A 21,985-nucleotide genomic window follows, 5' to 3' on the forward strand; every position below is an offset into this window, starting at 1 on the left:
GGGTGGCGCACGGCGACGGCCGCCACCTCGACCTCACCCCATCGTGGCGTGCACGTGGTCCGATCGTCGCCCGGTGCGTCTAGGGTCTGGCCGTGTCGTCGCCCGGGCTGCTCGACCGGATCGAGCGTTACTCCACCCTCGCGCCGCGCGCCGACGCCCTCGTGCAGGTGCGCACGGTCGGCGCGCTCGACGTGCCGGTCGGCCCGCCCGAGTGGCCCTACCCGGCGCGGCCGCGCCCGGGCCGGGAGGGCGAGGTGACCGTCGCCGACGTGCGCGCCGCGGTGGAGCTGCAGGAGCGCTCCGGGCTGCCGGCGTCGCTGGAGTGGCTCGGCGACCGCTGCCGCGGGCTGGCGGGCGTGGCCCGCGAGGCCGCCCTCGAGGTCGAGGAGCTGCCGTTGCTGGTGGCCGTCGACCCGGTGGAGGTGCTGCTGCCGCCAGAGGTGCGGCTGTACATCGTCGGCGCCGACGACCCCCGGCTCGGGCTGTACCAGCGGCTGGCCGAGCTGGCCTTCGCCGCGCCGCACGCCGTCGTGGCGCCCGCCGGAGCCGGGGGAGGGGCGCTGGAGGTGGCGCTCGGCGACCCGGGCCCCGCGGAGGTGCCGCCCACGGAAGTGCTCCGGGAGCGGGTGGCCGGCGGCCAGACGGTCATGATGGTCGCCGTCGACGACGGCGACCCGGTCGCCATCGGGTCGCACCAGCCGCTCCTGGTCGACGGCCGGGAGGTCAGCGAGGTCGTCGGGGTGGCCACGCTGCCCCGGTACCGCGGCCGCGGCCTGGGCGCGGCGCTGACCTCGGCGCTGGCCGAGCACGCCCGGCAGACCGCCGACCTCGTGTTCCTCTCCGCCGGGGACGACGACGTGGCCCGGGTCTACGAGCGGGCCGGCTTCGCCCGGGTGGGCACCAGCTGCGTGGCCGAGCTCCCGGTCCACTGAGCCGGGGCCCGGCCCGGCCCGGGGGACCGGCCGGTCACGCCTCCTCGTGGACCGGGACGAGGACGGCGCGCGCCACGGTGTGGCTGAACAGGGCGAAGCCGAGGGAGGCACAGCTGCCGTCGGCCGGGACGCCGAGGTCCTCGGTGTCCACCGCGTGCACGGCCACGTGGTAGCGGTGCGGGCCGTGCCCGGGAGGCGGGGCGGCTCCGACGTACCCGGCGAACCCGGCGTCGTTGCGCAGCTGGACGGCGCCGTCCGGCAGGCCGCTGCCCGACCGGTTCCCCGCGTCCCGGGGCAGCTCGGTCACCGCCGCCGGGATGCCGGCGACGGCCCAGTGCCAGAACCCGCTGGCGGTCGGCGCGTCGGGGTCGAACACGGTGACGGCGAAGCCCTTGGTCCCCGGCGGGAACCCCGACCACGACAGCTGCGGGGAGACGTCCTCGCCGCCGGCACCCATCACCCCGCTCACCTGCGCCGTGCCCAGGAGCTGCCCGTCGGCGACGTCGGTGCTGGTGACCTCGAAGGCCGGCACCTGCGGCAGGAAGTCGTACGGGTCGGGCGGGGTCGGGCGGTCGGGCATGCCGCTGCCTCCTGCGATCGGGGTCCCCCCGGTCCGGCCGGGACGACGGCGGATGTTGCCGGCACCGACCCTAGGCACTGCCGTCGCGCTCTGCCCGACGGCCCCCCTACCACCGTTATCCCCAACAACGCCGCCACGTACGTGGCACGGCCGCGGGGGAGCGGGGTCAGCGGCGCACAACCAACTCCCCCCTCCGGTCACCGACCGGAGCGGTCGCGGTAGCGGGCGGCCCGCTTGGCCGCGGCGGCGTGCTTGCGCTCGCTCTCGCGCTGCTGCCGCTGCACGGAGGTGTGGTCACGATGCGCGGTGGCGGTGCCCGAGGGGTAGCCGGCCTTCACGACCCGGTGCTCGGTGGTCTCGGGCATGTAGGCCAGCGAGTAGAGCAGGCCGAGGAACAGCCCGCCGCCGGCCACCGCGGCGCGCAGGCCCCAGCCGGCAGGCAGCAGGACCAGGATCAGGATGATCGGGACCGACATCTGCACCAGGCTGCGGGCGACGTGGCGCAGTCCCCAGGTGCTGGTGGTGGTGTCGTAGAGCACCCAGCTGCGGTGGCGGGCGGGCAGCCGGCCACCGAACGCGTACCAGAGCCACCGGTGGGGGGCCGGGCGGACGATGGGCTCATCCGGCGTGCCGGGCTCGGCGGTGGGATCGGTCATGGCGGCTGTGTGCTCCTGCTCGAGGACGGTCACGCCTCTATCGTGCGGCGAGATCACTGGGGCACCAAGGGTTGGGGTACCAAGTGTCTCCAAGGTAACACCCAGGTCGTCGGCGAAGGGAGGTCACGCGACCGTCGCACCCGGCACGGCGTCGTCGGCCCCCGAGTGCAGCGCGCGCTGCGACGCGGCGATGACGCGGGTCAGCGCTTCGTGCAGGCTGGTCAGCTCCTCCATGGGCAGGCCGAGGCGCTCGACGATGCCGGTGGGGATCTTCTCCGCCTGCTCGCGCAGGGCCACCCCCTTGTCCGTCAGGGCCAGCGCCAGGTTCCGCTGGTCCTCCGGGTCCCGCTCCCGGCGCAGCAGGCCGGCCGCCTCCAGCCGCTTGAGCAGCGGCGAGAGCGTGCCGGGGTCCAGCTGCAGCAGGCCGGAGAGGTCCTTGACCGACAGGCTCCCGTGCTGCCACAGCGCCAGCATCACCAGGTACTGCGGATGGGTCAGCCCGAGCGGCTCCAGGACCGGGCGGTAGACGGCGACCACGTTCCGGGCGGCCACCGACAGGGCGTAGCACACCTGGCGGTCCAGGGCGAGCAGGTCCTCGGAGCCGAGCTGCGACGGGGGGCGCTGGCGGTTCGTCACCTCGCCAGGCTAACCCGTGGCGCACCAAGCGCTTGTGGTCGATCGTCGGCCCACCCTCGTCTCCCGGAGGACCTCCGGATCCCCACCCCACTACCGTTATCCCCAACAAACTGGCGAACACGTCACCTGTTGCTCGACGACAGGTCAACCGGGCGCCCTCCGGGCGCTGGCGCCAACGCCCGCGGCCCCGCCTCGTCGCAGGTCCGGCCGACGTCCCGGGGGCCGCTCGACAGGTCACGGGCATGATCTCGCCGTAGCGTGGCGGCGTGCTGGGACTCCCCGACGACATCCAGGCCTGCCTCTTCGACCTCGACGGTGTGCTCACCCAGACCGCGAAGGTCCACCAGGCCGCCTGGAAGCGCACCTTCGACGAGTTCCTGCGGGGCCGGGACCCGGCCGCACCGGAGTTCACCGCCGCGGACTACAACCTCCACGTCGACGGGAAGCCCCGCGAGGACGGCGTCCGCGACTTCCTCGCCAGCCGGGGGATCGTCCTGCCCGAGGGCGGCAGCGCCGACCCGGCCGACGCGGCGACTGTCTCCGGGGTCGCCACCCGGAAGAACGAGCTGCTGCTGCGTGAGCTCGAGGAGCACGGCGTCGTGGTCTACGAGGGGTCGATGCGGTACCTGCGCGCGGTGAAGGAGGCCGGGCTGGCCACCGCCGTGGTGACCGCCTCGGCGAACGGTGAGCAGGTCATCGCCGCCGGCGGGTTCGCGGACCTCATCGACGCCCGGGTGGACGGGGTGGTGGCCAAGCGGGAGGGGCTGCGCGGCAAGCCCGCGCCCGACGGGTTCCTGGCCGGCGCCCGGCTGCTCGGCGTCCCACCGGCGCGGGCCGTCGTCTTCGAGGACGCGCTGGCCGGGGTGGCCGCCGGCCGGGCCGGCGACTTCGGGTTCGTGGTCGGCGTGGACCGGGCCGGCCAGGCCGAGGCCCTGCGGGAGCGCGGGGCGGACGTCGTCGTCGCCGACCTGGCCGAGCTGATGGGGGAGCGGGCGTGACGGAGGGGCGCGCGCACTTCCTCATCGAGCCCTGGTCGCTGACCGAGGTGGGCGTGGACCTGGCCTCCCTGGCCGTGAACGAGTCGGTGTTCGCCCTGGCCAACGGGCACATCGGGATGCGCGGGACGTTCGACGAGGGGGAGCCGGTCGTCATCCCGGGCACCTACCTCAACGGCTACTACGAGGAACGGCCGCTGCCCTACGCGGAGGCCGGCTACGGCTACCCCGAGCAGGGCCAGACGATCGTCAACGTCACCGACGGCAAGCTGATCCGGCTGCTGGTCGGTGACTCGCCTCTGGACCTGCAGTACGGCGACGTCGTCGACCACCGCCGCACCCTCGATCTGCGGGCCGGGGTGCTGCGCCGCTGCACGGAGTGGCGCTCGCCCGCCGGCCGCCAGGTCAAGGTCACCAGCACGCGGCTGGTGTCGCTCACCCGGCGGTCGATCGCCGCGATCGAGTACGAGGTCGAGTGCACCGACGACCAGGGCGACCTCTACGTCGCGCTGCAGTCGGACCTGCTGGCCAACGAGGACGTCTCCACGACGCAGTCCGGCGACCCGCGGGCCGGCGCGGCGATGGACCGCCCGCTGCGGGCCGAGCTGCACGTGGGCCGCGGCCGGCACGCCGTCCTGGTGCACCAGACCCGGCGCAGCCGGCTGCGGCTGGCCGCCGGCATGCACCACGACGTCGACATCCCCGACTCCGCCACCGAGGACCTGGAGATCTCGCCGGACCTGGCCCGGTACACCCTGGCCGCCCGGCTGCCGGCCGGCTCGCGGCTGCGGCTGGTCAAGTACCTGGCCTACGGCTGGTCCAGCCGGCGCTCGTCCCCCGCGCTGCGGGACCAGGTCGACGGGGCGCTCGCGACGGCCCAGCTGGCCGGCTGGGACCGGCTGCTGCGTGAGCAGCGCGAGCTGCTGGACCGGCACTGGGACGAGGCCGACGTCGAGATCGACGGCGACGACGAGCTCCAGCAGGCGGTGCGGGTCGGCATGTTCCACGTCCTGCAGGCCGGCCTGCGCGCCGAGCGGCAGCCCATCGCGGCCAAGGGGCTCACCGGCGACGGGTACGACGGGCACACCTTCTGGGACACCGAGACCTACGTGCTGCCCGTGCTCACCTACACCGCGCCGTCCGCCGTCCGCGACGCCCTCCTGTGGCGTCACTCCACCCTCGACATGGCCCGGGAGCGGGCCCGCCTGCTGGGGCAGGACGGCGCGGCGTTCGCGTGGCGCACCATCCACGGCGAGGAGACCTCCGGCTACTGGCCGGCCGGGACGGCGGCCTTCCACGTCAACGCGGACATCGCCGACGCCGTCGCCCGCTACTGGTGGGCCACCCTCGACGAGGAGTTCGACCGCGACTACGGCACCGAGCTGCTCGTGGAGACCGCCCGGCTGTGGGCGTCGCTGGGGCACGTCGACGACGCGCACGGGTTCCGGATCGACGGGGTGACCGGCCCCGACGAGTACACCGCCGTGGTGGACAACAACGTCTACACGAACCTCATGGCGCAGCGGAACCTGCGCGAGGCGGTCGCGGCGGTGAAGCGCAACCCGGAGACCGCCGTCCGGCTGCAGGTGGACGACGACGAGGTGGAGTTCTGGGCCCGGGGCGCCGAGCACATGCGGGTGCCCTTCAACGAGGCGCTGGGCGTGCACGAGCAGTCGGAGAACTTCACCCACCACGAGGAGTGGGACTTCGAGGGCACCGACCCCGCCCAGTACCCGCTGCTGCTGCACTTCCCCTACTTCGACATCTACCGCAAGCAGGTGATCAAGCAGGCCGACCTGGTGATGGCGCTGCACCTGCGCGGGGACGCTTTCACCCTCGAGCAGAAGATCGCCGACTTCGCCTACTACGAGGCCCGCACGGTGCGGGACTCCTCGCTGTCGGCGGCCCAGCAGGCGGTGGTGGCCGCCGAGACCGGGCACCTGCAGCTGGCCCACGACTACTGGGGGGAGGCGGCGCTCACCGACCTGCAGAACCTGCACGGCAACAGCGGGCACGGGTTGCACATCGCCTCGCTGGCCGGCGGCTGGACGGTCGCCGTCGCCGGGTTCGGCGGGATGCGGGACCACGACGGGCGGCTGACCTTCGCCCCGCGCCTGCCGCCCCGCATCCAGCGGCTCGCCTTCCGGGTCGTCGTCCAGGGCCGGTGCCTGGCGGTGACGGTGACCGCGGAGACGGCCACCTACCGGCTGGTGTACGGCGAGGAACCGGTGGAGACCGCCCACCACGGGGAGACGCTCACGGTGTCCGCGGACCCCGTCGAGCGGCGGATCCCGCCGCCGCCGGAGGTGGAGCCGGTGCACCAGCCGCCGCACTCCGCGCCCCGGCGCCGCAGCCGCCCCTGAAGGAACCCTCGGCCGGCCCCTGCGCAGGGCCGTCAGCGGAGGAGCCACCCGGTGCCCAGGGCGAGGGCCCCGACGTCGACCAGCAGGAAGACGCCCACCCAGATCAGGCCGGGCAGCCGGGTGAGCCGGGCGAGCTGGTCGGCGTCGGAGTCCCGCGCCGAGCCGCGGCGGCGCTTGGCCTGCAGCTCCAGCACGGTCTTGGGCGCGGCCAGCAGCAGGAACCAGGTCGCGCCGTGGGCGAAGGCGGCCTGCCCCTCGGCTGGGAGCCACCAGGTCGCGGCGAACACCAGCGTGCCGGTGGCCAGCACCGACCACAGCCCGTACCAGTTGCGGATCTGCACCAGCAGCAGGGCGAGCAGACCGAGCAGCGCCCACAGCAGCCCGACGGCGTACCCGGCGGCGAGCAGCGCGGCGGCGCCCAGCCCGAACACGCCCGGGCCGGTGTAGCCCGCCGCAGCGGTGAGCACCATGCCGGCCCCGGTGGGGCGGCCGGCGGAGACGGTCAGCCCGGAGGTGTCCGAGTGCAGCCGGATGCCGGCCAGGCGGCGCCCGGTGACCAGCGCCGCCAGGCCGTGCGCGCCCTCGTGCGCGATGGTCACCGCGTGCCGGGCGTGCCGCCACAGCGCGGGGGAGGCGACCAGCAGGACGGCGGCCAGCGCGCTCAGCGCCAGCAGCCAGCCGGGGAGCGGGGGAGAGGTGGCGGAGACCCGCTCCCAGAACCGCTCGGCCGCCGTCACGCCGACCATCATCACGAGCGCGGCCGTGCGCGGGCCGCAGGGCGCGCCCGGGCCCGCGTCACACCGCGGCTACACCAGCTCGGCGTCGTGGGTGAGCAGCGCGATCTGCACCCGGTTGGTCAGCTCGAGCTTGGTGAGCAGGCGGGAGACGTGCGCCTTCACCGTGGCCACGCTGAGGTGCAGCTCCGCGCCGATCTGGGCGTTGCTCAGCCCGCGGCCGACGGCCAGGGCCACCGCCCGCTCCCGCTCGCTGAGCGTCCCCAGGCGCGCCTCCGCCCGGGCCCGCCGGTCGTCGGCGCCACCTGCCGGGACGTCGACCGCCGCCACGTGCGCGATCAGCTGCCGGGTGACGCTGGGGGAGAGCATCGGCTCGCCGTCGGCGTGCTGCTCGACGCCGGCGCCCAGCACAGCGGCCGCACCGGCCGCGAGGTGCTGAGCCTGACCGCGCTGGTGCTGGGCGTGCCGGAGGAGCGGGTGGACGAGCTGCTCGGCACGGTCGGTCTCGCCGGCCGCCCGGCCGGCACGCGGGTCGGGCAGTACTCCCTGGGCATGCGGCAGCGGCTGGGTCTGGCCGCCGCGCTGCTCGGCGACCCGCAGGTGCTGGTGCTCGACGAGCCGGCGAACGGCCTGGACCCCGACGGCATCTTCTGGATGCGCGGCCTGCTGCGGGGCTTCGCCGACCGCGGTGGCACGGTGCTGCTGTCCTCGCACCTGCTGCGCGAGGTCGAGGCGGTCGCCGACCAGCTCGTCGTCATCGCCGGCGGCCGGATCGTGGCGCAGGGCGGCCAGCGGGAGCTGCTGGCCGGCCGGGGGACGCTGGTTCGCGGCCCGGACCGGTCGGCGCTGCAACGGGCGCTGGCCACCGCCGGGATCGCGGTACGCCCGGGGACCGGGGACGGGCTGGTCGCCGACGCACCCGTGGACGCCGTCGGCCGGGCCGTGGCGGCGGCCGGCGCCGTCGTGACCGAGCTGCGGCCCGGTGGGGGAGAGGGGCTCGAAGAGCTCTTCCGCTCGCTCACCTCGACCGGCACGGCCGAGGTGGCGGCATGAACGCGCTGACCGTGACGACGGAACAGCGACCCCCGACGGTCGCCGAGCCGGCCGCGCCCGGCCTCGCCACGCTGGTCCGCGTCGAGCTGCGCAAGAGCTGGGACACCCGGGCCGGCCGCTGGCTCCTGGTCACCATCGGGCTGGTGCTGCTCGCGGTCGTCGCGCTGCTGCTGGTCGCCGGCGACGAGGGCGACCGCCGGTTCGCCGTCTACCTCGCCGCGACGCAGCTGCCCATCGGCGTGCTGCTGCCGGTGCTCGGCGTCCTGCTGGTCACCAGCGAGTGGTCGCAGCGCACGGCGCTGACCACCTTCGCGCTGGTGCCCCGGCGGTCCCGCGTGCTCATGGCCAAGCTGCTCGCCTCCACCGTGCTCGCCGTCCTCGGGATGATCGCCGCGGCGGCGGTCTCCGCGATCGGGACGGCGCTCACCCCCGCGCTCGGCGACGCGGCGGCCGACTGGTCGCTGACCGCCGCCCAGGTCGGTCAGGTGCTGCTCGTCGAGGTGGTGTTCCTGCTGGGCGGGGTGGCCTTCGGCATGCTGTTCCTGAGCTCGCCGCTGGCGATCGTGCTCTACCTCGCCCTGCCGACCGCGTTCAACCTGCTGGTGAGCACCGTCGGTGCCCTGCACTGGGTGCGGGACTGGCTGGACCTGTCCACCACCACCATGCCGATGTTCTTCGGCGAGCTCGACGGCCGGGGCTGGCTCCAGCTCGCGACGTCGACCGCGCTGTGGGTCGTGCTGCCGATCGTCATCGGGTGGCTGCGGATCGAGCGCGCCGAGATCAGCTGAACCTGCTGTCGCTGCAGCCGCTCCGGCCCGGACGGGTCAGAGCGGCTGCACCAGGTTCAGCGGGTTGCCGTCGGGGTCCTGCACGTGCGCCACCCGCTGGCCCCACGGCATGTCGTTGGCCGGGTTCGCGGTGCCGCCGCACCCGGTGACCCGGGGGAGCAGCGCGTCGACGTCGTCCACCGTCACGCTGAGCAGCACCCGGGGCGGCTGCTCGGGCGCCTCCGGCTCGGCGACCAGGCCGAGGTCGCTGTCACCGATCTGCAGGCCGACGTAGAACACCGGACCCTCGGCCGGCACCCGCTCGGTCTCGGTGGCACCCAGCACGCCGCGGTAGAAGTCGAGCAGCCGCGGCAGGTCGCGGGTGAGGACGATCGGCTGGACGGTGCTGGGCACGGGGCCTCCAGAGGTGGTGGGGGATCGAGGACAGGACCGGCTGCGCCCGGCGGACTCATCGGTCGGAGCGGACGGCGAAATCGTCGGTGATCGGGCCTACCGTGACCCACCTGACACGGACGCAGTCCGACGAGCCAGAGGAGATCCCCGTGACGACGCTGCCCGACCGGCCGCACACCGCCCTGATGGTCATCGACGTGCAGAAGGGCGTCGTCGGTGCGGCACACCGCCGCGACGAGGTGGTGGCCAACATCGGCACGCTGGTCGACCGGGCGCGTGACGCAGGGGTGCCCGTCGTCTGGGTCCAGCACTCGAGCGAGCAACTGGCGCAGGGCAGTGACGGGTGGCAGTACGTCCCGGAGCTGACCCGCCAGGAGACCGAGCCACTGGTGCACAAGACGTACGGCGACTCGTTCGAGGCCACCGACCTGGAGGACGTGCTCGCGGGGGCCGGCGTCGGTCGGCTGCTGGTGACCGGAGCGTCGACGGACGCCTGCGTCCGCTCCACCATCCACGGCGCGTTCGCGCGCGGCTACGACGTGACCCTGGTCGGGGACGCGCACACGACGGAGGACCTTACGGCCTGGGGCGCCCCGCCGCCGGACCAGGTCATCGCCCACACGAACCTGTACTGGCAGTTCCAGGCGGCGCCGGGCCGGACCGCGGGGGTCGTCGAGACCAAGGAGGTGTCCTTCGCCGACTGAGCCGGGCGACGAGGGGTCAGTTCCGTTCCCAGTACACCTGGACCCGCCAGCCGTCCGGGTCCAGGCACGTGAACGAGACCAGCGCGGGCTCCTCGTCGTACTCGACGACCGGGACCCCGTCGGACTCCAGCCGGTCCCGCAGCCGGCGAACGGCGTCGGCGTCGGCCATGCGGAAGCCGACGTGCAGGAAGGCGGGCACGGGGGCGGGCTCGGCCACGGGGTGCAGCGCGAGGTCGAACCCGTCCTGGTCCCGCACGATGGTGGTCCCGTCCGGATACGACCGGGCCGCGGCCGGGTCGAACCCGAAGTACGTCGCATAGAAGTGGAGGCTCCGGTCGCGGTCCCGCACCGGCAGCCCGAGGTGGAGCAGGTGCATGGCCTCCACCATCCACCTCGGACCGCGCCGACGGAACCGGCCCGGCGTCAGCCGCTGGTGAGGACGACGAGCTGCTGGGTCGCCCGGGTCATCGCGACGTAGCGGTCGACGGCTCCCTCGATGCCTGCGCCGAACCTCTCCGGGTCGATCAGGACGACCAGGTCGAACTCGAGCCCCTTCGCCAGCTCCGGGGTCAGCGACCGGACCCGGGAGGTACCCCGGAAGCTGGGGTCGCCGATGACGCAGGCGATCCCCTCGGCGTGGGTGGCGAGCCAGGTCTCCAGCACGGTGCACAGCTCCGCGACCGACCCGTGCACGACGGGCAGACCGCTGGTGCGGATGGAGGTCGGCACGTTGGCGTCCGGCAGCGCGGCCCGGATGACCGGCTCGGCCTCGGCCATGACCTCCTCCGGCGTCCGGTAGTTGATGGTCAGGGAGGCCAGGGTGATCCGGTCGAGCCCGACCCGCTGGAGCCGTTCCTGCCACGACTCGGTGAACCCGTGCCTGGCCTGGGCCCGGTCCCCGACGACGGTGAAGCTCCGGGACGGGCAGCGGAGCAGCAGCATCTGCCACTCCGCGTCGGTCAGCTCCTGCGCCTCGTCCACGACGACGTGCGCGAACGGGCCGGCCAGCAGGTCGGGGTCGGCCGTGGGCAGCGCGCTCTCGTCGACCAGGGCGTCGCGCAGGTCCTGATGCCGCAGGGACGTCATCAGCAACAGCTCGGAGTCGTCCGCCGCGATCAGGTCGTCGATGACGGTGGCCATCCGCTCGCGTTGGGCGGCGACCTCGGCCTCCTGCCGACGCCGGCGCCGGGACGCCTCCGGATCGCCGAGCCGCTGCCGGGCGGCGTCCAGCAACGGCAGGTCGGACACCGTCCAGGCCCGGGGGTCCGGCCGCTGCAGCCGCTGGACGTCGTCGCGGCTGAGCCACGGCGCGCACCTGCGCAGATAGGCCGGCACCGACCAGAGGTCCCCGACCAGGTCGGGAGCGTCGAGCAGCGGCCACGCCCGGTGGAACGCCGTCCGCAGCTCCCGGTTGCGCAGCAGTGCCGTGCGGAGCTCGTCGGCCGGGACGTCGGCGTCCTCGTGCGCGTCCACCAGGATCGTGAGCAGCTCCTCCCACACCTGGTCGTGCGCCTCGTTGTGCGAGGTGCCCGGTTCGGCTGCCTCGAACGCCGCCGCCCAGTCCTCGGCGCTCACCCGGATGTCGGACCACGGCGTCTCGACCGTCATGCCGGTGCTGGGCGGTTCCTCGTAGAACCGGACGGCCGTCTCGATCGCCTGCACCAGGTCGGCGGACGCCTTCAGCCACGCCACGTCCGGGTCCGTCTCGACCGCTGCCGTGGCCCCCTCGGGGACAAGGTGCCGCAGGGTGCAGGTCTGCACGCCCTCCTCACCCAGGCTGGGCAGCACGTCGGCGACGTAGGACAGGTAGGGCTGGTGCGGACCGATGAACAGGACGCCGCCCCGGTGGTGCCCGAGCCGCGGGTCGGAGTACAGCAGGTAGGCCGAGCGGTGCAGGGCGACGACGGTCTTCCCCGTGCCCGGACCGCCGTCGACCACCAGCGTGCCGGAGGAGCCCGCGCGGATGATGGCGTCCTGGTCGGCCTGGATGGTGCCGAGCACGTCGCGCATCCGGGCCGACCGGTTGCTGCCCAGGCTGGCGATGAAGGCGGACTGGTCGTCGAGCGCGGCGTTGCGCACCAGCCCGTCGGCGGTGAACACCTCGTCCCAGTAGTCGGTGATCCGGCCCCGGGTCCAGCGGTACCGGCGGCGGCTCACCAGACCCATCGGGTGGGCGTGGGTCGCGCCGAAGAACGGCTCGGCCGCGGGGGACCGCCAGTCGACCAGCAGCCGCCGACCCGTGCGGTCGGTGAGGCCGAGTCGTCCGACGTAGACGGGCTCGGGGTCCTCGGCGCCGACGATGCGCCCGAGGCACAGGTCCAGCCCGAAGCGGCGCAGGGTGCGCAGGCGGGCGGTCAGCCGGTGGACCTCCAGGTCCCGGTCCAGTGCCGCCTGACCGTGGCCGCCGGGCGCCCTCCGCTCGGCGTCGAGGCGGTCGGACAGGTCGGCGATCGACTGCGCGAGGCACTCCGCGACGGCCGCGAAGTGCTGGTCGTCGCCGGCGATCAGTGCCGGGTCGGCCTTGGGGGAGAGGTGCTCGGGCAGGTCGAACGCGGTGGACGACAGGGGTTTCACGGCATCAGCTCCGAGTCGAGGTCGCTCGCGACCGTGGGGCGCCGGGGAGGCGCCGGGGCCGGCGGGAGGGACCCGGTGGCCAGCGCGGCACCCGCTCCAGCTGACCTCGACCGGGGGTCCTGGCGTCGGCCGGGCGATTCTGCGGCACCGACCGGGTCTTGCCGCAAGCCCCGGGGTCGGCTATACGTTGAAGTGGCAGGGAGGGCAGGGCCTCCGCCCAGCGCCGCCGGCACCCGGACACATCCGTCACAGTGACGGAACGACCCTCGGGCAGAGTGATCCGCAGGGGAGTGGCTCGACCCGCCGGCCGTCAGGCGCGGGACGGCTGAGGGCAGCTCACAGCGACCCCGCCGACATCGCGGCCACGAGCAGGCCGACGAGCAGCGCCGCGCCGGCGAGCACGAACTCCAGCGGGGCCACCGTCTCCTCGGCGGAGAGGGCCACCTCGAATCTTGCGGGGCGGACGGGGTCGTACCACACCGCCACCTCGGTGCCGATCCGCCGGGTCACCGTGGGGCCGAACTCGCGGTCCGACCAGGTGGTCACCTCGGTGTCGGAGGTGCGGTAGCTGACGCGGATCTTGTGCACCTCGGTGCCGTCGTCCCGGAGCCGGACGTACGTCGAGTCGATCAGGCGACCCGACACCCTGGTCCACCGTCGTCGCGCCACGGTGAAGCGGAGCTGCCGGTGCAGCAGGATCAGTCCGAGCAGCGCGAACCCTCCGCCGACGAACAGCCCCATCAGCCCTGTCACTGTCGCCCCTGGTGGTCCGCATGAGTGGGAATCCGGACCGGCAGGCTAGCAGTCAAGATCATCGTTTACCCGGGTCATCGCTCGGAAGGTGAGGGTGCCCACGGCCCGTTCTCCGCACTACTTGACATAATGTCGATTATCGGCGGACCGCGGGGATGCCGAGAGGGGTCGCCACCGGGTCGGTCCGCCCACTCCGGCGTCCACCGGGTTCCGCGTCGTCGCGCTGCGGCCGGCGCACGCGGACTGCGTGGAAGTCAAGGGCCGCGTGAGCCCCATCCGGCCGAAGTCCCCGGACTTCATCCCGACCAAGTCCCCGGCCGGTCGACCTGCTCCAGGAGTCGATCTTCAACGCCGGTGCTCCGGTCCCCGGGCGAGCCGGGTCGACCTCCCCCGGTCCAGCCGTCCCACCCTGATTGCGTCACTCTGACGAAACCAGGGGTGGGATGGGTTGGTCGTCAGCCGCCGACGTAGGCCGCCAGGTGCTGGCCGGTGAGGGTGGACCGGTCGGCGACGAGGTCGGCGGGCGTGCCCTCGAAGACGATCCGGCCGCCGTCGTGGCCGGCGCCGGGACCGAGGTCGATGAGCCAGTCGGCGTGCGCCATGACCGCCTGGTGGTGCTCGATGACGAGGACCGACCGGCCGGAGTCGACGAGCCGGTCGAGCAGCCCGAGCAGCTGCTCGACGTCGGCGAGGTGCAGGCCGGTGGTCGGCTCGTCGAGGACGTAGACGTCGCCCTTCTCGGCCATCTGCGCGGCCAGCTTGAGCCGCTGCCGCTCGCCGCCGGACAGCGTGGTGAGCGGCTGGCCGAGGGTGAGGTACCCGAGCCCGACGTCGGCCAGCCGGGACAGGATCGCGTGGGCCGCCGGCAGCCGCGCCTCGCCGTCGCCGAAGAACTCCTCGGCCTCGGCCACCGACATCGCGAGGACCTCGGAGATGTTCCGGCCGCCCAGCGTGTACTCGAGCACCGCGGCCTGGAACCGCTTCCCCTCGCACTCCTCGCAGGGGGACTCGACGGTGGCCATGACCCCCAGGTCGGTGTAGATGACGCCCGCGCCGTTGCAGGTGGGGCAGGCGCCCTCGGAGTTCGAGCTGAACAGCGCCGGCTTCACCCCGTTGGCCTTGGCGAACGCCTTGCGGATCGGCTCGAGCAGGCCGGTGTAGGTGGCCGGGTTGCTCCGTCGCGAGCCCCGGATCGCGCCCTGGTCGACCACCACCACGCCGTCCCGCCCGGCCACCGAGCCGTGGATCAGCGAGCTCTTCCCGGAGCCGGCCACGCCGGTGACCACGCACAGCACCCCGAGCGGGACGTCGACGTCCACGTCCTGCAGGTTGTGGGTGCCGGCGCCGCGCACCTCCAGCGCCCCCGACGGCGTCCGCACCGACGGCTTGAGGGCGGCGCGGTCGTCCAGGTGCCGCCCGGTCAGCGTGCCGCTGGCCCGCAGCCCCGCCACGGTGCCCTCGAAGACCACCTCGCCCCCGCCGGTGCCGGCGCCCGGACCGAGGTCGACGACGTGGTCGGCGATCGCGATCGCCTCCGGCTTGTGCTCCACGACCAGCACGGTGTTGCCCTTGTCGCGCAGCTGCAGCAGCAGGCCGTTCATCCGCTGGATGTCGTGCGGGTGCAGCCCGATGGTCGGCTCGTCGAAGACGTAGGTGACGTCGGTGAGCGACGACCCGAGGTGCCGGATCATCTTGGTGCGCTGCGCCTCGCCGCCCGACAGCGTGCCGGACGGGCGGTCCAGGCTGAGGTAGCCGAGGCCGATCTCCGCGAAGGAGTCCAGCAGGTGCTGCAGCCCGGTGAGCAGCGGGGCCACCGAGGGCTCGTCGAGGTCCCGCACCCAGCGGGCCAGGTCGCTGATCTGCATCGCGCAGACGTTGGCGATGTTCTTGCCCCGGATCCTCGACCCCAGGGCCTCCTGGGTGAGCCGGGTGCCGCCGCACTCGGTGCAGGTAGTGAACGTCACCGCGCGCTCCACGAAGCGCCGGACGTGCGGCTGCAGCGCGTCGACGTCCTTGGACAGCATCGACTTCTGCACCTTCGGGATCACGCCCTCGTAGGTGAGGTTGACGCCCTCGACCTTGATCTTGGTCGGCTCCTTGTAGAGGAGGTCGTGCATCTCCTTCTTCGTGTACCTGCCGATCGGCTTGTCCAGGTCGAGGCCGATGCCCTGGAACAGGCGGCCGTACCACCCGTCCATGCTGTAGCCGGGCACCTTCAGCCCGCCGTCGCTCAGCGACCGGGACTCGTCGTAGAGGGCCGTGAGGTCGAAGTCGTTGAGCGAGCCCATGCCCTCGCAGCGCGGGCACATGCCGCCGAGCTGGGTGAAGGTGGCCTTCTCGGTCTTCGTCTTGGCTCCGCGCTCGACGGTGATCGCGCCGCTGGCCCGCACCGAGGGCAGGTTGAACGAGTAGGCGTTGGGCGAGCCGAGGTGCGGCTGCCCGAGCCGGCTGAACAGGATGCGCAGCATCGCGTTGGCGTCGGTGGCGGTGCCGACGGTGGAGCGGGGGTTGGCGCCCATCCGCTCCTGGTCGACGATGATCGCCGTCGTCAGGCCGTCCAGCAGGTCGACCTCCGGCCGGGCCAGCGACGGCATGAAGCCCTGCAGGAAAGCGCTGTAGGTCTCGTTGATCAGCCGCTGCGACTCCGCGGCGATCGTGTCGAACACCAGCGAGCTCTTGCCCGAGCCGGAGACCCCGGTGAACACCGTCAGGCGCCGCTTGGGGATCTCGACGCTGACGTCCTTGAGGTTGTTCACGCGCGCGCCGTGCACACGGATCAGGTCGTGGCTGTCGGCAGCGTGCTGTGCAGCCGACCGGCTGTCCGTCCGCGTGACCATGCTCATCGTGTCTCCATCCGTCGGGTCGCACCGCCGACGGTGATCTTCTCAGGCCGGTCCACGTCCGGTAGGCCGCGTGAGCCCGCCCCGCGACGGCGGCGCGGCGGTGCGCCGGGGCTTCGAGGGGCGGACCGGCCGCGACGTCCTTAGGGTCGGGGCATGCAGATCCGACGTCCGCTGGCCGCCCTGCTCGCAGCGCTCGCCCTGTTCGGCGGCCCGGCGGTGCTGACCGCCTGTGGCTCCCCCAGTGGCGGCGAGAACAGCGACACCCGCAACGACGGCACGACCGACGACGACACCACCAACACCGAGGGTTCGAGCCCGACCATCCCCCAGCAGGACAGCAACGAGCAGGACGACGAGTCCGGGGAGAACGAGGACCGGAACGAGAACTCCGACAGCGACCGCTGACCGGGCCGGCCTCAGCCGGCGGCGCGGCCGTTGAGCCAGAGCCGGTCCAGGCGGCCGGTCGAGCGGATCAGGTCCTCGAGCGACCGCTCGAGCTCGGCCTTGGTCGGCCGCTCGGTGAGCAGCGTCTGCACGTCCTCGATCGCACAGCGCAGCTGGTAGAGCCGGTCCTGCAGGCCGTCGAGCTCGGCGCGGGTCACCAGCACCACGTCGTCGGACAGGCCGGCCTTCGCCGTCGCCGACCGCTGCTCGTAGGCCCGCTGCCGGCAGGCCTGGCCGCAGTAGAGGCGCGGGCGTCCCACCGACTCCTGCGCCGGCAGCACGCTGCGGCACCAGCCGCAGCGTCGCTCCTCGCCGTCCCGCCGGCTGTGCGCCTGGCGGGCGCCGGTCCCCTGCTCCACCGCCACGGGGGAACGGTAGAACGCGCCGGCGGTCGCCGACCGCGGACACGCCAACGCCGCCGGGTCCCGCTCCCCCGGACCCTTCGGCGGCGCGTCGGCGGGCGGCACTAGCGTGGACCCGTGCCGGGATCGCGCTTCGCCTTCCTCGACGGGCCGACCCCGCTGGCGATGGCGCACCGAGGCGGCGCGATCGAGCACCTCGAGAACACCATGCCCGCGTTCGAGGCCTGCGTGAAGCTGGGCTACCGGTACCTGGAGACCGACGTCCGGGTGACCGCCGACGGCGTCCTGGTGGTGTTCCACGACCCGACGCTCGACCGGGTGACCGACCGCGACGGCCGGGTGGAGGCCCTGCCGTGGCGGGAGGTGGGCGCGGCGCTGATCGGTGGGCGCCAGCCGATCCTGCGGCTGGAGGACCTGCTCGCGGCGTGGCCGGACGTGCGCTTCAACCTCGACATCAAGGCCGCCGGCGTGCTGGCGCCCCTGGTGCGCACGGTGCGGCGGATGGGCGTCGAGGACCGCATCTGCCTCGCCTCGTTCTCCGACGCCAGGGTGGCGGCGGCCCGCCGGGTGTTCGGGCCGGACGTCTGCACGTCGCTCGGGCCCCGCGGGGTCGCGGCGCTGCGCCTGTCCAGCTACTCCCCCAGGGCCGCCGGGCTGGTGCAGATCCAGGCCGGCTGCGCCCAGGTGCCGCTGGCCCTGGGCGGGCGGCCGCTGGTCGACGAGCGGTTCATCGCCGCCGCGCACGCCCGCGGCCTGCAGGTGCACGTGTGGACGGTGGACGGCGAGCAGGAGGCCGCGGAGATGCTCGACCTCGGCGTCGACGGCCTGATGACCGACCGGCCCGGCATGCTCCGGGACGCGCTGGTCGCCCGCGGTCAGTGGACCGGCGTGTGAGCCGGCTCGGTCGGCGGCTGCGCGCCTGGCGGCCGCCCGCTCCCCCGCTGCCCGACGACCTCGCGCCGCAGGTCGGACCGGACGATCCCGAGTGGTTCGCCCGGGAGCTGGCGATCGCCGCCGCCCCGCCCTGGTGGTTCTGGCGGCTCATGCTGCGCGTCTGGTCCCCGGTCGTGGGGCTGTTCGGCCGGCTGGAGGTGACCGGCAGCGTCCCCGAGGAGTGGCGGCGCGGACCGCTGCTGCTGGCGGTCAACCACATCGGGGACTACGACATCTTCACCATCGCCGCGGTGCTGCACCGGGCCGGCCTGACCCCGCGGTTCATGGCCACCGGCGGGATCATGTCCGCGCCGGTCGTCGGGCCGCTGCTCGAGCGGTCCGGCGGGATCCGGGTGCAGCGGCGCAGCGATGCCGCCGCCCTCGCCCTGCGGGTGACCCAGGTGGCGCTGGCCCACGGCGGGCACGTCGTCGCCTACCCGGAGGGCCGGGTGGGGCTGGCACCGGACGGGTGGCCGGAGCGTGGCCGCACGGGACTGGCCCGGCTGGCTCTGGACGCCGGCGTGCCGGTCATCCCGGTCAGCCAGTGGGGTGCCCACGAGGTCCTCCAGTACGCCAACGACTGGGGCAAGCTGCGCACCATGCTGCGCGCCCTGTGGGTGCAGCCGGCGTTGCGCGTGCACATCGGCCCGGCCGTGCACCTGGACGACCTGCGGCCGGGGCGGGTCGGGGACGTGAACCGTGCCCGCACCCGCATTGCGGCCGCGCTCACCCGCGGGCTGGTGCCGCTGCGGGCCGGCGAGCCGGCTGACCGGGTCGCGTTCTGCGACCCCACCCGGCCGACGACGGCGGTCGCCGCGTTCCCCGGGGGCGTCGTCCCGCCGGACATCCCGTGACCGGCTCCGGACGGTGCTGGACCCGGCACGCTCCGGCTGCCACCCTGCGCCGGTGAACGCAGCGCCACCGGCCCAGCAGTCGCCGGTCCCCTCCCCCGCCGACCGCGCCCTGCGCCGCGAGCGGGCCGGCTGGTACTCCTACGACTGGGCGATGTCGGCCTTCAACACCTCGGTGACGACGGTGTTCCTGGCCCCCTACCTCACCTCGATCGCCGAGGCGGCCGCGGACGCCGACGGCCGGATCCACCCGCTGGGCATCAGCGTGCCGTCGGGCAGCTGGTTCGGCTACGTGCTGTCCCTGTCGGTGCTGCTGCAGGTCGTCGTCCTGCCGGTCACCGGCGCCCTCGCCGACCGCACCGGGCACAAGCGGCAGCTGCTCGCCTGCTTCGCCACGCTCGGGTCGCTGAGCACCATGGCGCTGTTCTTCGTCGCCGACCAGCGGTACCTGCTGGGCGCCGCGCTGTACGTCGTGGCCAACCTCTGCTTCGGCGCGGCGACCGTCGTCTACTACTCCTGGCTGCCCGACCTCGCCGGGCCCGACGAGCGGGACGCGGTGTCCAGCCGGGGCTGGGCCTTCGGCTACCTCGGCGGCGCCCTGCTGCTGGCCGCCAGCCTGGTGCTGTTCACGCGGTACGAGGCGCTGGGGCTGACCGAGGGCGAGGCGGTGCGGATCTGCCTGGCCTCGGCCGGGGTCTGGTGGGCCGGCTTCGCCGTCGTCAGCATCACCCTGCTGCGCAACCGGCGCCCGCGGGAGGCGGCCCTGGTGCCGGCGTCCGGCGGGCCGCTGCGGGCGAGCTTCCGCCAGCTCGGCGGCACGCTGCGCGACCTGCGCCGGTACCGGCTGACGCTGTGGTTCCTCGCCGCGTACCTGCTGTACAACGACGGCGTCCAGACGGTCATCGGCGTCTCGGCCCAGTACGGCGCCGAGGAGCTGGAACTGTCCCAGACCACGCTGGTCTCGGCGATCCTGCTGGTGCAGGTGGTCGCCTTCTTCGGCGCGGTGGGCATGGGCCGGATCGCGGCCCGGATCGGCGCGCGGCGCACCGTGCTCGGCGCGCTCGTCGTGTGGACCGGTGTGCTGGTCGCCGCCTACTTCCTCACCGCCGGCGCGGCCGTGCAGTTCTACCTGCTCGCGGTGGTCATCGGCTTCGTGCTCGGCGGCACGCAGGCGCTGTCCCGCTCGCTGTTCAGCCAGCTGATCCCGGCCGGCAAGGAGGCCGAGTACTTCGGCCTGTACGAGATCAGCGACCGCGGCACCAGCTGGCTGGGCCCGTTCCTGTTCGCGCTCACCTTCCAGCTCACCGACTCCTACCGCTCCGCGATCTTCAGCCTGGTCCTGTTCTTCGGCGTCGGCGGGTGGCTGCTGCTGAAGCTCGACATGCGGCAGGCGATCGTCGAGGCCGGCAACACACCCCCGGAGCGTCTGTGACCCCCTCTCCCCCGAACGGGATCCCGTTCGTGCCCGCCGCCGGGGACCGCCGCCGCCACCCGGCGCCGGCGCACCTGGTGTTCTTCCACGGCCCGATGGACTGCGGCAAGTCGACGCTGGCCCTGCAGGTGGACCACAACCAGCGCAGGCAGGGCCGGCACGGGGTGCTGCTGACCCAGGGCGACCGGTCGGGGAGCCCGCAGATCAGCTCCCGGGTGGGGCTGCGGCGCGCGGCCCTGGAGGTGGACGCCGGCACCGACGTCCGGCTGCTGGTGCGCGACCACTGGGCCGCCGGGCACCGGGTCGACTACCTGATCGTCGACGAGGCGCAGTTCCTCACCGGCGCGCAGGTGGAGCAGCTGGCCGAGCTGGTCGACGAGTCCCACGTCGACGTGTACGCCTTCGGCCTGACCACCGACTTCCGCGCCCGGCTGTTCCCCGGGACGCAGCGGCTGTTCGAGCTCGCCGACGACGTGCAGCGGGTGCAGGTCCAGGTGCTGTGCTGGTGCGGCCTGCCCGGGCTGCTCAACGCCCGGGTGGTGGGCGGGGCGATGGTCCGGGAGGGCGCCACGGTGGTGGTCGCCGACACCGCGCCGGCGTCGTCGCCCGACGACGTCGCCGGGCCGGCCGACGACGCACCGGTGCGCTACCAGGTGCTCTGCCGGCGGCACTACGTCCGCGGCGAGCTCGGCCGCGCCCCGACCGGTCCGGGGCAGCTGGCGCTGCGCTGACCCCTCGGAGGGGGTGGGTGGTGCCCTATACCTCACCCCATGCGATGATGGTCGGCCGGACGACACGGAATCTTCTTCCTTCATCTGTCGTTGACTCCTGCGACACCCCGCACCGGATGCGTGAGCATGCGGCTGTCCGGGCAGTCCAGAACGAACCGACATCAGCACGAGAGGACGGTGTGCCATGGGCGAGCGTTCCCTGCGCGGAAGCCGACTGGGCAGCGTGAGCTACGAGACCGAGCGCAACACCGCGCCCATCGAGCGGCAGTACGCCGAGTACCGGTGCCCTCAGGGACACCTCGTGACGGTGCCCTTCGCTGACGACGCGGAGATCCCGGACACCTGGGAGTGCAAGTTCGACGGTTCCGCCGCGAAGCTCGTCGGCGGCTCGGAGCCGGCGCCCAAGAAGGTCAAGCCGCCGCGCACCCACTGGGACATGCTCCTGGAGCGGCGCTCCGTCGACGACCTCGAGGAGGTCCTCGCCGAGCGGCTCGAGGTGCTCCGCGGCCGCCGCACCCGGGCGAGCTGAAGAAGGACCTGCCTCCTCCCCACCACTCGCAAGCTCGCGGTGGGCCCCTGGAGGCAGGCCGCTCCAGGACGTTGCAGAACGGCCCCGGTGGGATCTCCCACCGGGGCCGTTCTGCGTCAGCCGACCTCGCCGTCGATCACCCGGGCGCCCCCGCGGGTGACCGGGCCGGTGCGGGAGGTGCCGTCGACCTGCTCGACCCGCACGGCGCGCACCCGGACCGGGCCGAGCCAGCGGTCGGGCATCCGGCGGGCGATCCCCCGGGCGATCAGCGCCCGCGGCAGCCGGCGGGTGCCGGGCAGCACGCACACGAGCCCGAGCAGGTCGCCGAGGAACCCCGGCAGCACCATGAGCAGGGCCCCCGCGGCCGCCAGCCCGGTGTCGCCGAGCGCCCGCCCGGCCGGCCGGCGCCCCTGGGCACGCTCGCGCAGCTCCGCCAGCGCCCGGGTGCCCTGGCGGGCCAGCAGCACCCCGCCCAGCGCGCTGGTGGCCAGGGTCAGCAGGATCGTCCAGGCCACGCCGATCTGCCCGGCCACCAGGACGAAGACGGCGACCTCCGCCAGCGCGCCCAGGCCGATCGCCGTCCGCCAGCGGGACCCGGCGCGGCGCCGCGGGTACCCGGTGGCGCCCGGCGCCGTGTCACCCAGCGCGGTGTGGCCCGTGGCCATGTGCCCTCCTCCTCCGCGGGGCCGTCGCCCCGCC

At 74.0% G+C, this 21,985-nt stretch carries 24 protein-coding genes; 12 read left to right on the top strand and 12 right to left on the bottom strand.

Annotation, left to right across the window (positions count from 1 at the left end):
* Positions 1 to 92 precede the first annotated feature (92 nt).
* On the top strand, positions 93 to 932 hold the full coding sequence (locus tag HL189_RS16915) for a GNAT family N-acetyltransferase (protein WP_369134881.1): 840 nt from the start codon (positions 93 to 95) through the stop codon (positions 930 to 932).
* A gap of 34 nt (positions 933 to 966) precedes the next feature.
* On the opposite strand, the gene HL189_RS16920 is transcribed toward HL189_RS16915, so the two are convergent.
* The 3 genes from HL189_RS16920 to HL189_RS16930 form a co-directional block, all read right to left on the bottom strand.
* Entirely contained in the window at positions 967 to 1,512 is a 546-nt protein-coding gene (locus HL189_RS16920; RefSeq protein ID WP_369134882.1) for a YbhB/YbcL family Raf kinase inhibitor-like protein, read from the bottom strand.
* 197 nt (positions 1,513 to 1,709) lie between these two features.
* Positions 1,710 to 2,201: a DUF5313 family protein gene (locus HL189_RS16925; RefSeq protein WP_369134883.1), complete on the bottom strand. Its 492-nt coding sequence runs from the start codon at positions 2,199 to 2,201 to the stop codon at positions 1,710 to 1,712.
* A 90-nt stretch (positions 2,202 to 2,291) separates the two neighbouring features.
* Positions 2,292 to 2,804, bottom strand: coding sequence for a MarR family winged helix-turn-helix transcriptional regulator (locus HL189_RS16930; RefSeq protein ID WP_369134884.1), 513 nt, complete (start codon positions 2,802 to 2,804; stop codon positions 2,292 to 2,294).
* Positions 2,805 to 3,070: 266 nt separating this feature from the next.
* Here HL189_RS16930 and HL189_RS16935 point away from each other — a divergent pair, with 266 nt between their 5' ends.
* Together HL189_RS16935 and HL189_RS16940 are read left to right on the top strand one after the other, a co-directional pair.
* Positions 3,071 to 3,802, top strand: a complete 732-nt coding sequence (locus HL189_RS16935; protein ID WP_369134885.1) for an HAD family hydrolase — start codon at positions 3,071 to 3,073, stop codon at positions 3,800 to 3,802.
* Positions 3,799 to 6,162: a glycoside hydrolase family 65 protein gene (locus HL189_RS16940; RefSeq protein WP_369134886.1), complete on the top strand. Its 2,364-nt coding sequence runs from the start codon at positions 3,799 to 3,801 to the stop codon at positions 6,160 to 6,162. Before HL189_RS16935 ends, HL189_RS16940 begins: the two co-directional genes overlap by 4 nt.
* A 32-nt stretch (positions 6,163 to 6,194) precedes the next feature.
* Here HL189_RS16940 and HL189_RS16945 read toward each other — a convergent pair whose 3' ends face one another.
* Both HL189_RS16945 and HL189_RS16950 read right to left on the bottom strand, forming a co-directional pair.
* Positions 6,195 to 6,908, bottom strand: coding sequence for a M50 family metallopeptidase (locus tag HL189_RS16945; protein ID WP_369134970.1), 714 nt, complete (start codon positions 6,906 to 6,908; stop codon positions 6,195 to 6,197).
* Between the two features lie 60 nt (positions 6,909 to 6,968).
* On the bottom strand, positions 6,969 to 7,265 hold the full coding sequence (locus HL189_RS16950; RefSeq protein WP_369134887.1) for a response regulator transcription factor: 297 nt from the start codon (positions 7,263 to 7,265) through the stop codon (positions 6,969 to 6,971).
* 15 nt (positions 7,266 to 7,280) lie between these two features.
* Here HL189_RS16950 and HL189_RS16955 point away from each other — a divergent pair, with 15 nt between their 5' ends.
* Both HL189_RS16955 and HL189_RS16960 read left to right on the top strand, forming a co-directional pair.
* Positions 7,281 to 7,949 carry an ATP-binding cassette domain-containing protein gene (locus HL189_RS16955; protein ID WP_369134888.1) on the top strand — a complete coding sequence of 223 codons (669 nt, stop codon included), beginning with the start codon at positions 7,281 to 7,283 and terminating at the stop codon, positions 7,947 to 7,949.
* Entirely contained in the window at positions 7,946 to 8,737 is a 792-nt protein-coding gene (locus tag HL189_RS16960) for a hypothetical protein (RefSeq protein ID WP_369134889.1), read from the top strand. Before HL189_RS16955 ends, HL189_RS16960 begins: the two co-directional genes overlap by 4 nt.
* A gap of 36 nt (positions 8,738 to 8,773) precedes the next feature.
* Here the strand turns inward: HL189_RS16960 and HL189_RS16965 are convergent, their stop codons facing one another.
* Positions 8,774 to 9,130: a VOC family protein gene (locus tag HL189_RS16965; protein WP_369134890.1), complete on the bottom strand. Its 357-nt coding sequence runs from the start codon at positions 9,128 to 9,130 to the stop codon at positions 8,774 to 8,776.
* A gap of 149 nt (positions 9,131 to 9,279) precedes the next feature.
* Between HL189_RS16965 and HL189_RS16970 the strand changes: the two genes are divergently transcribed.
* On the top strand, positions 9,280 to 9,834 hold the full coding sequence (locus HL189_RS16970) for a cysteine hydrolase family protein (protein ID WP_369134891.1): 555 nt from the start codon (positions 9,280 to 9,282) through the stop codon (positions 9,832 to 9,834).
* Between the two features lie 16 nt (positions 9,835 to 9,850).
* Here the strand turns inward: HL189_RS16970 and HL189_RS16975 are convergent, their stop codons facing one another.
* The 4 genes from HL189_RS16975 to HL189_RS16990 form a co-directional block, all read right to left on the bottom strand.
* A complete protein-coding gene (locus tag HL189_RS16975; protein ID WP_369134892.1) occupies positions 9,851 to 10,210 on the bottom strand; it encodes a VOC family protein in 360 nt (119 codons plus the stop codon).
* A gap of 47 nt (positions 10,211 to 10,257) precedes the next feature.
* On the bottom strand, positions 10,258 to 12,408 hold the full coding sequence (gene helR, locus HL189_RS16980; RefSeq protein ID WP_369134893.1) for an RNA polymerase recycling motor ATPase HelR: 2,151 nt from the start codon (positions 12,406 to 12,408) through the stop codon (positions 10,258 to 10,260).
* Between the two features lie 336 nt (positions 12,409 to 12,744).
* Positions 12,745 to 13,161, bottom strand: a complete 417-nt coding sequence (locus tag HL189_RS16985; RefSeq protein ID WP_369134894.1) for a DUF3592 domain-containing protein — start codon at positions 13,159 to 13,161, stop codon at positions 12,745 to 12,747.
* A gap of 455 nt (positions 13,162 to 13,616) precedes the next feature.
* Positions 13,617 to 16,004, bottom strand: a complete 2,388-nt coding sequence (locus HL189_RS16990) for an ATP-binding cassette domain-containing protein (RefSeq protein WP_369134895.1) — start codon at positions 16,002 to 16,004, stop codon at positions 13,617 to 13,619.
* A 153-nt stretch (positions 16,005 to 16,157) separates the two neighbouring features.
* On the opposite strand from HL189_RS16990, the gene HL189_RS16995 reads away from it, so the two are divergent.
* The gene (locus tag HL189_RS16995; protein ID WP_369134896.1) at positions 16,158 to 16,409 is read left to right on the top strand and encodes a hypothetical protein; all 252 of its coding nucleotides are present in this window, start codon (positions 16,158 to 16,160) and stop codon (positions 16,407 to 16,409) included.
* Positions 16,410 to 16,420: 11 nt separating this feature from the next.
* Here HL189_RS16995 and HL189_RS17000 read toward each other — a convergent pair whose 3' ends face one another.
* On the bottom strand, positions 16,421 to 16,813 hold the full coding sequence (locus tag HL189_RS17000; protein WP_369134897.1) for a hypothetical protein: 393 nt from the start codon (positions 16,811 to 16,813) through the stop codon (positions 16,421 to 16,423).
* Positions 16,814 to 16,927: 114 nt separating this feature from the next.
* Between HL189_RS17000 and HL189_RS17005 the strand changes: the two genes are divergently transcribed.
* The 5 genes from HL189_RS17005 to HL189_RS17025 all read left to right on the top strand — a co-directional run bounded on the left by HL189_RS17005 (position 16,928) and on the right by HL189_RS17025 (position 21,286).
* A complete protein-coding gene (locus HL189_RS17005) occupies positions 16,928 to 17,704 on the top strand; it encodes a glycerophosphodiester phosphodiesterase (RefSeq protein WP_369134898.1) in 777 nt (258 codons plus the stop codon).
* On the top strand, positions 17,701 to 18,597 hold the full coding sequence (locus HL189_RS17010; RefSeq protein ID WP_369134899.1) for a lysophospholipid acyltransferase family protein: 897 nt from the start codon (positions 17,701 to 17,703) through the stop codon (positions 18,595 to 18,597). Before HL189_RS17005 ends, HL189_RS17010 begins: the two co-directional genes overlap by 4 nt.
* Positions 18,598 to 18,649: 52 nt before the next feature.
* A complete protein-coding gene (locus HL189_RS17015; protein ID WP_369134900.1) occupies positions 18,650 to 20,026 on the top strand; it encodes an MFS transporter in 1,377 nt (458 codons plus the stop codon).
* The gene (locus HL189_RS17020; protein ID WP_369134901.1) at positions 20,023 to 20,757 is read left to right on the top strand and encodes a thymidine kinase; all 735 of its coding nucleotides are present in this window, start codon (positions 20,023 to 20,025) and stop codon (positions 20,755 to 20,757) included. Before HL189_RS17015 ends, HL189_RS17020 begins: the two co-directional genes overlap by 4 nt.
* A gap of 184 nt (positions 20,758 to 20,941) precedes the next feature.
* The gene (locus tag HL189_RS17025) at positions 20,942 to 21,286 is read left to right on the top strand and encodes an RNA polymerase-binding protein RbpA (RefSeq protein WP_222266899.1); all 345 of its coding nucleotides are present in this window, start codon (positions 20,942 to 20,944) and stop codon (positions 21,284 to 21,286) included.
* A gap of 116 nt (positions 21,287 to 21,402) precedes the next feature.
* Here HL189_RS17025 and HL189_RS17030 read toward each other — a convergent pair whose 3' ends face one another.
* Positions 21,403 to 21,951, bottom strand: coding sequence for an FxsA family protein (locus HL189_RS17030; RefSeq protein WP_369134902.1), 549 nt, complete (start codon positions 21,949 to 21,951; stop codon positions 21,403 to 21,405).
* Positions 21,952 to 21,985 lie beyond the last annotated feature (34 nt).

Origin of the sequence: Modestobacter sp. I12A-02662 (assembly GCF_041028325.1) — a bacterium.
Taxonomy (GTDB): Bacteria; Actinomycetota; Actinomycetes; order Mycobacteriales; family Geodermatophilaceae; genus Modestobacter.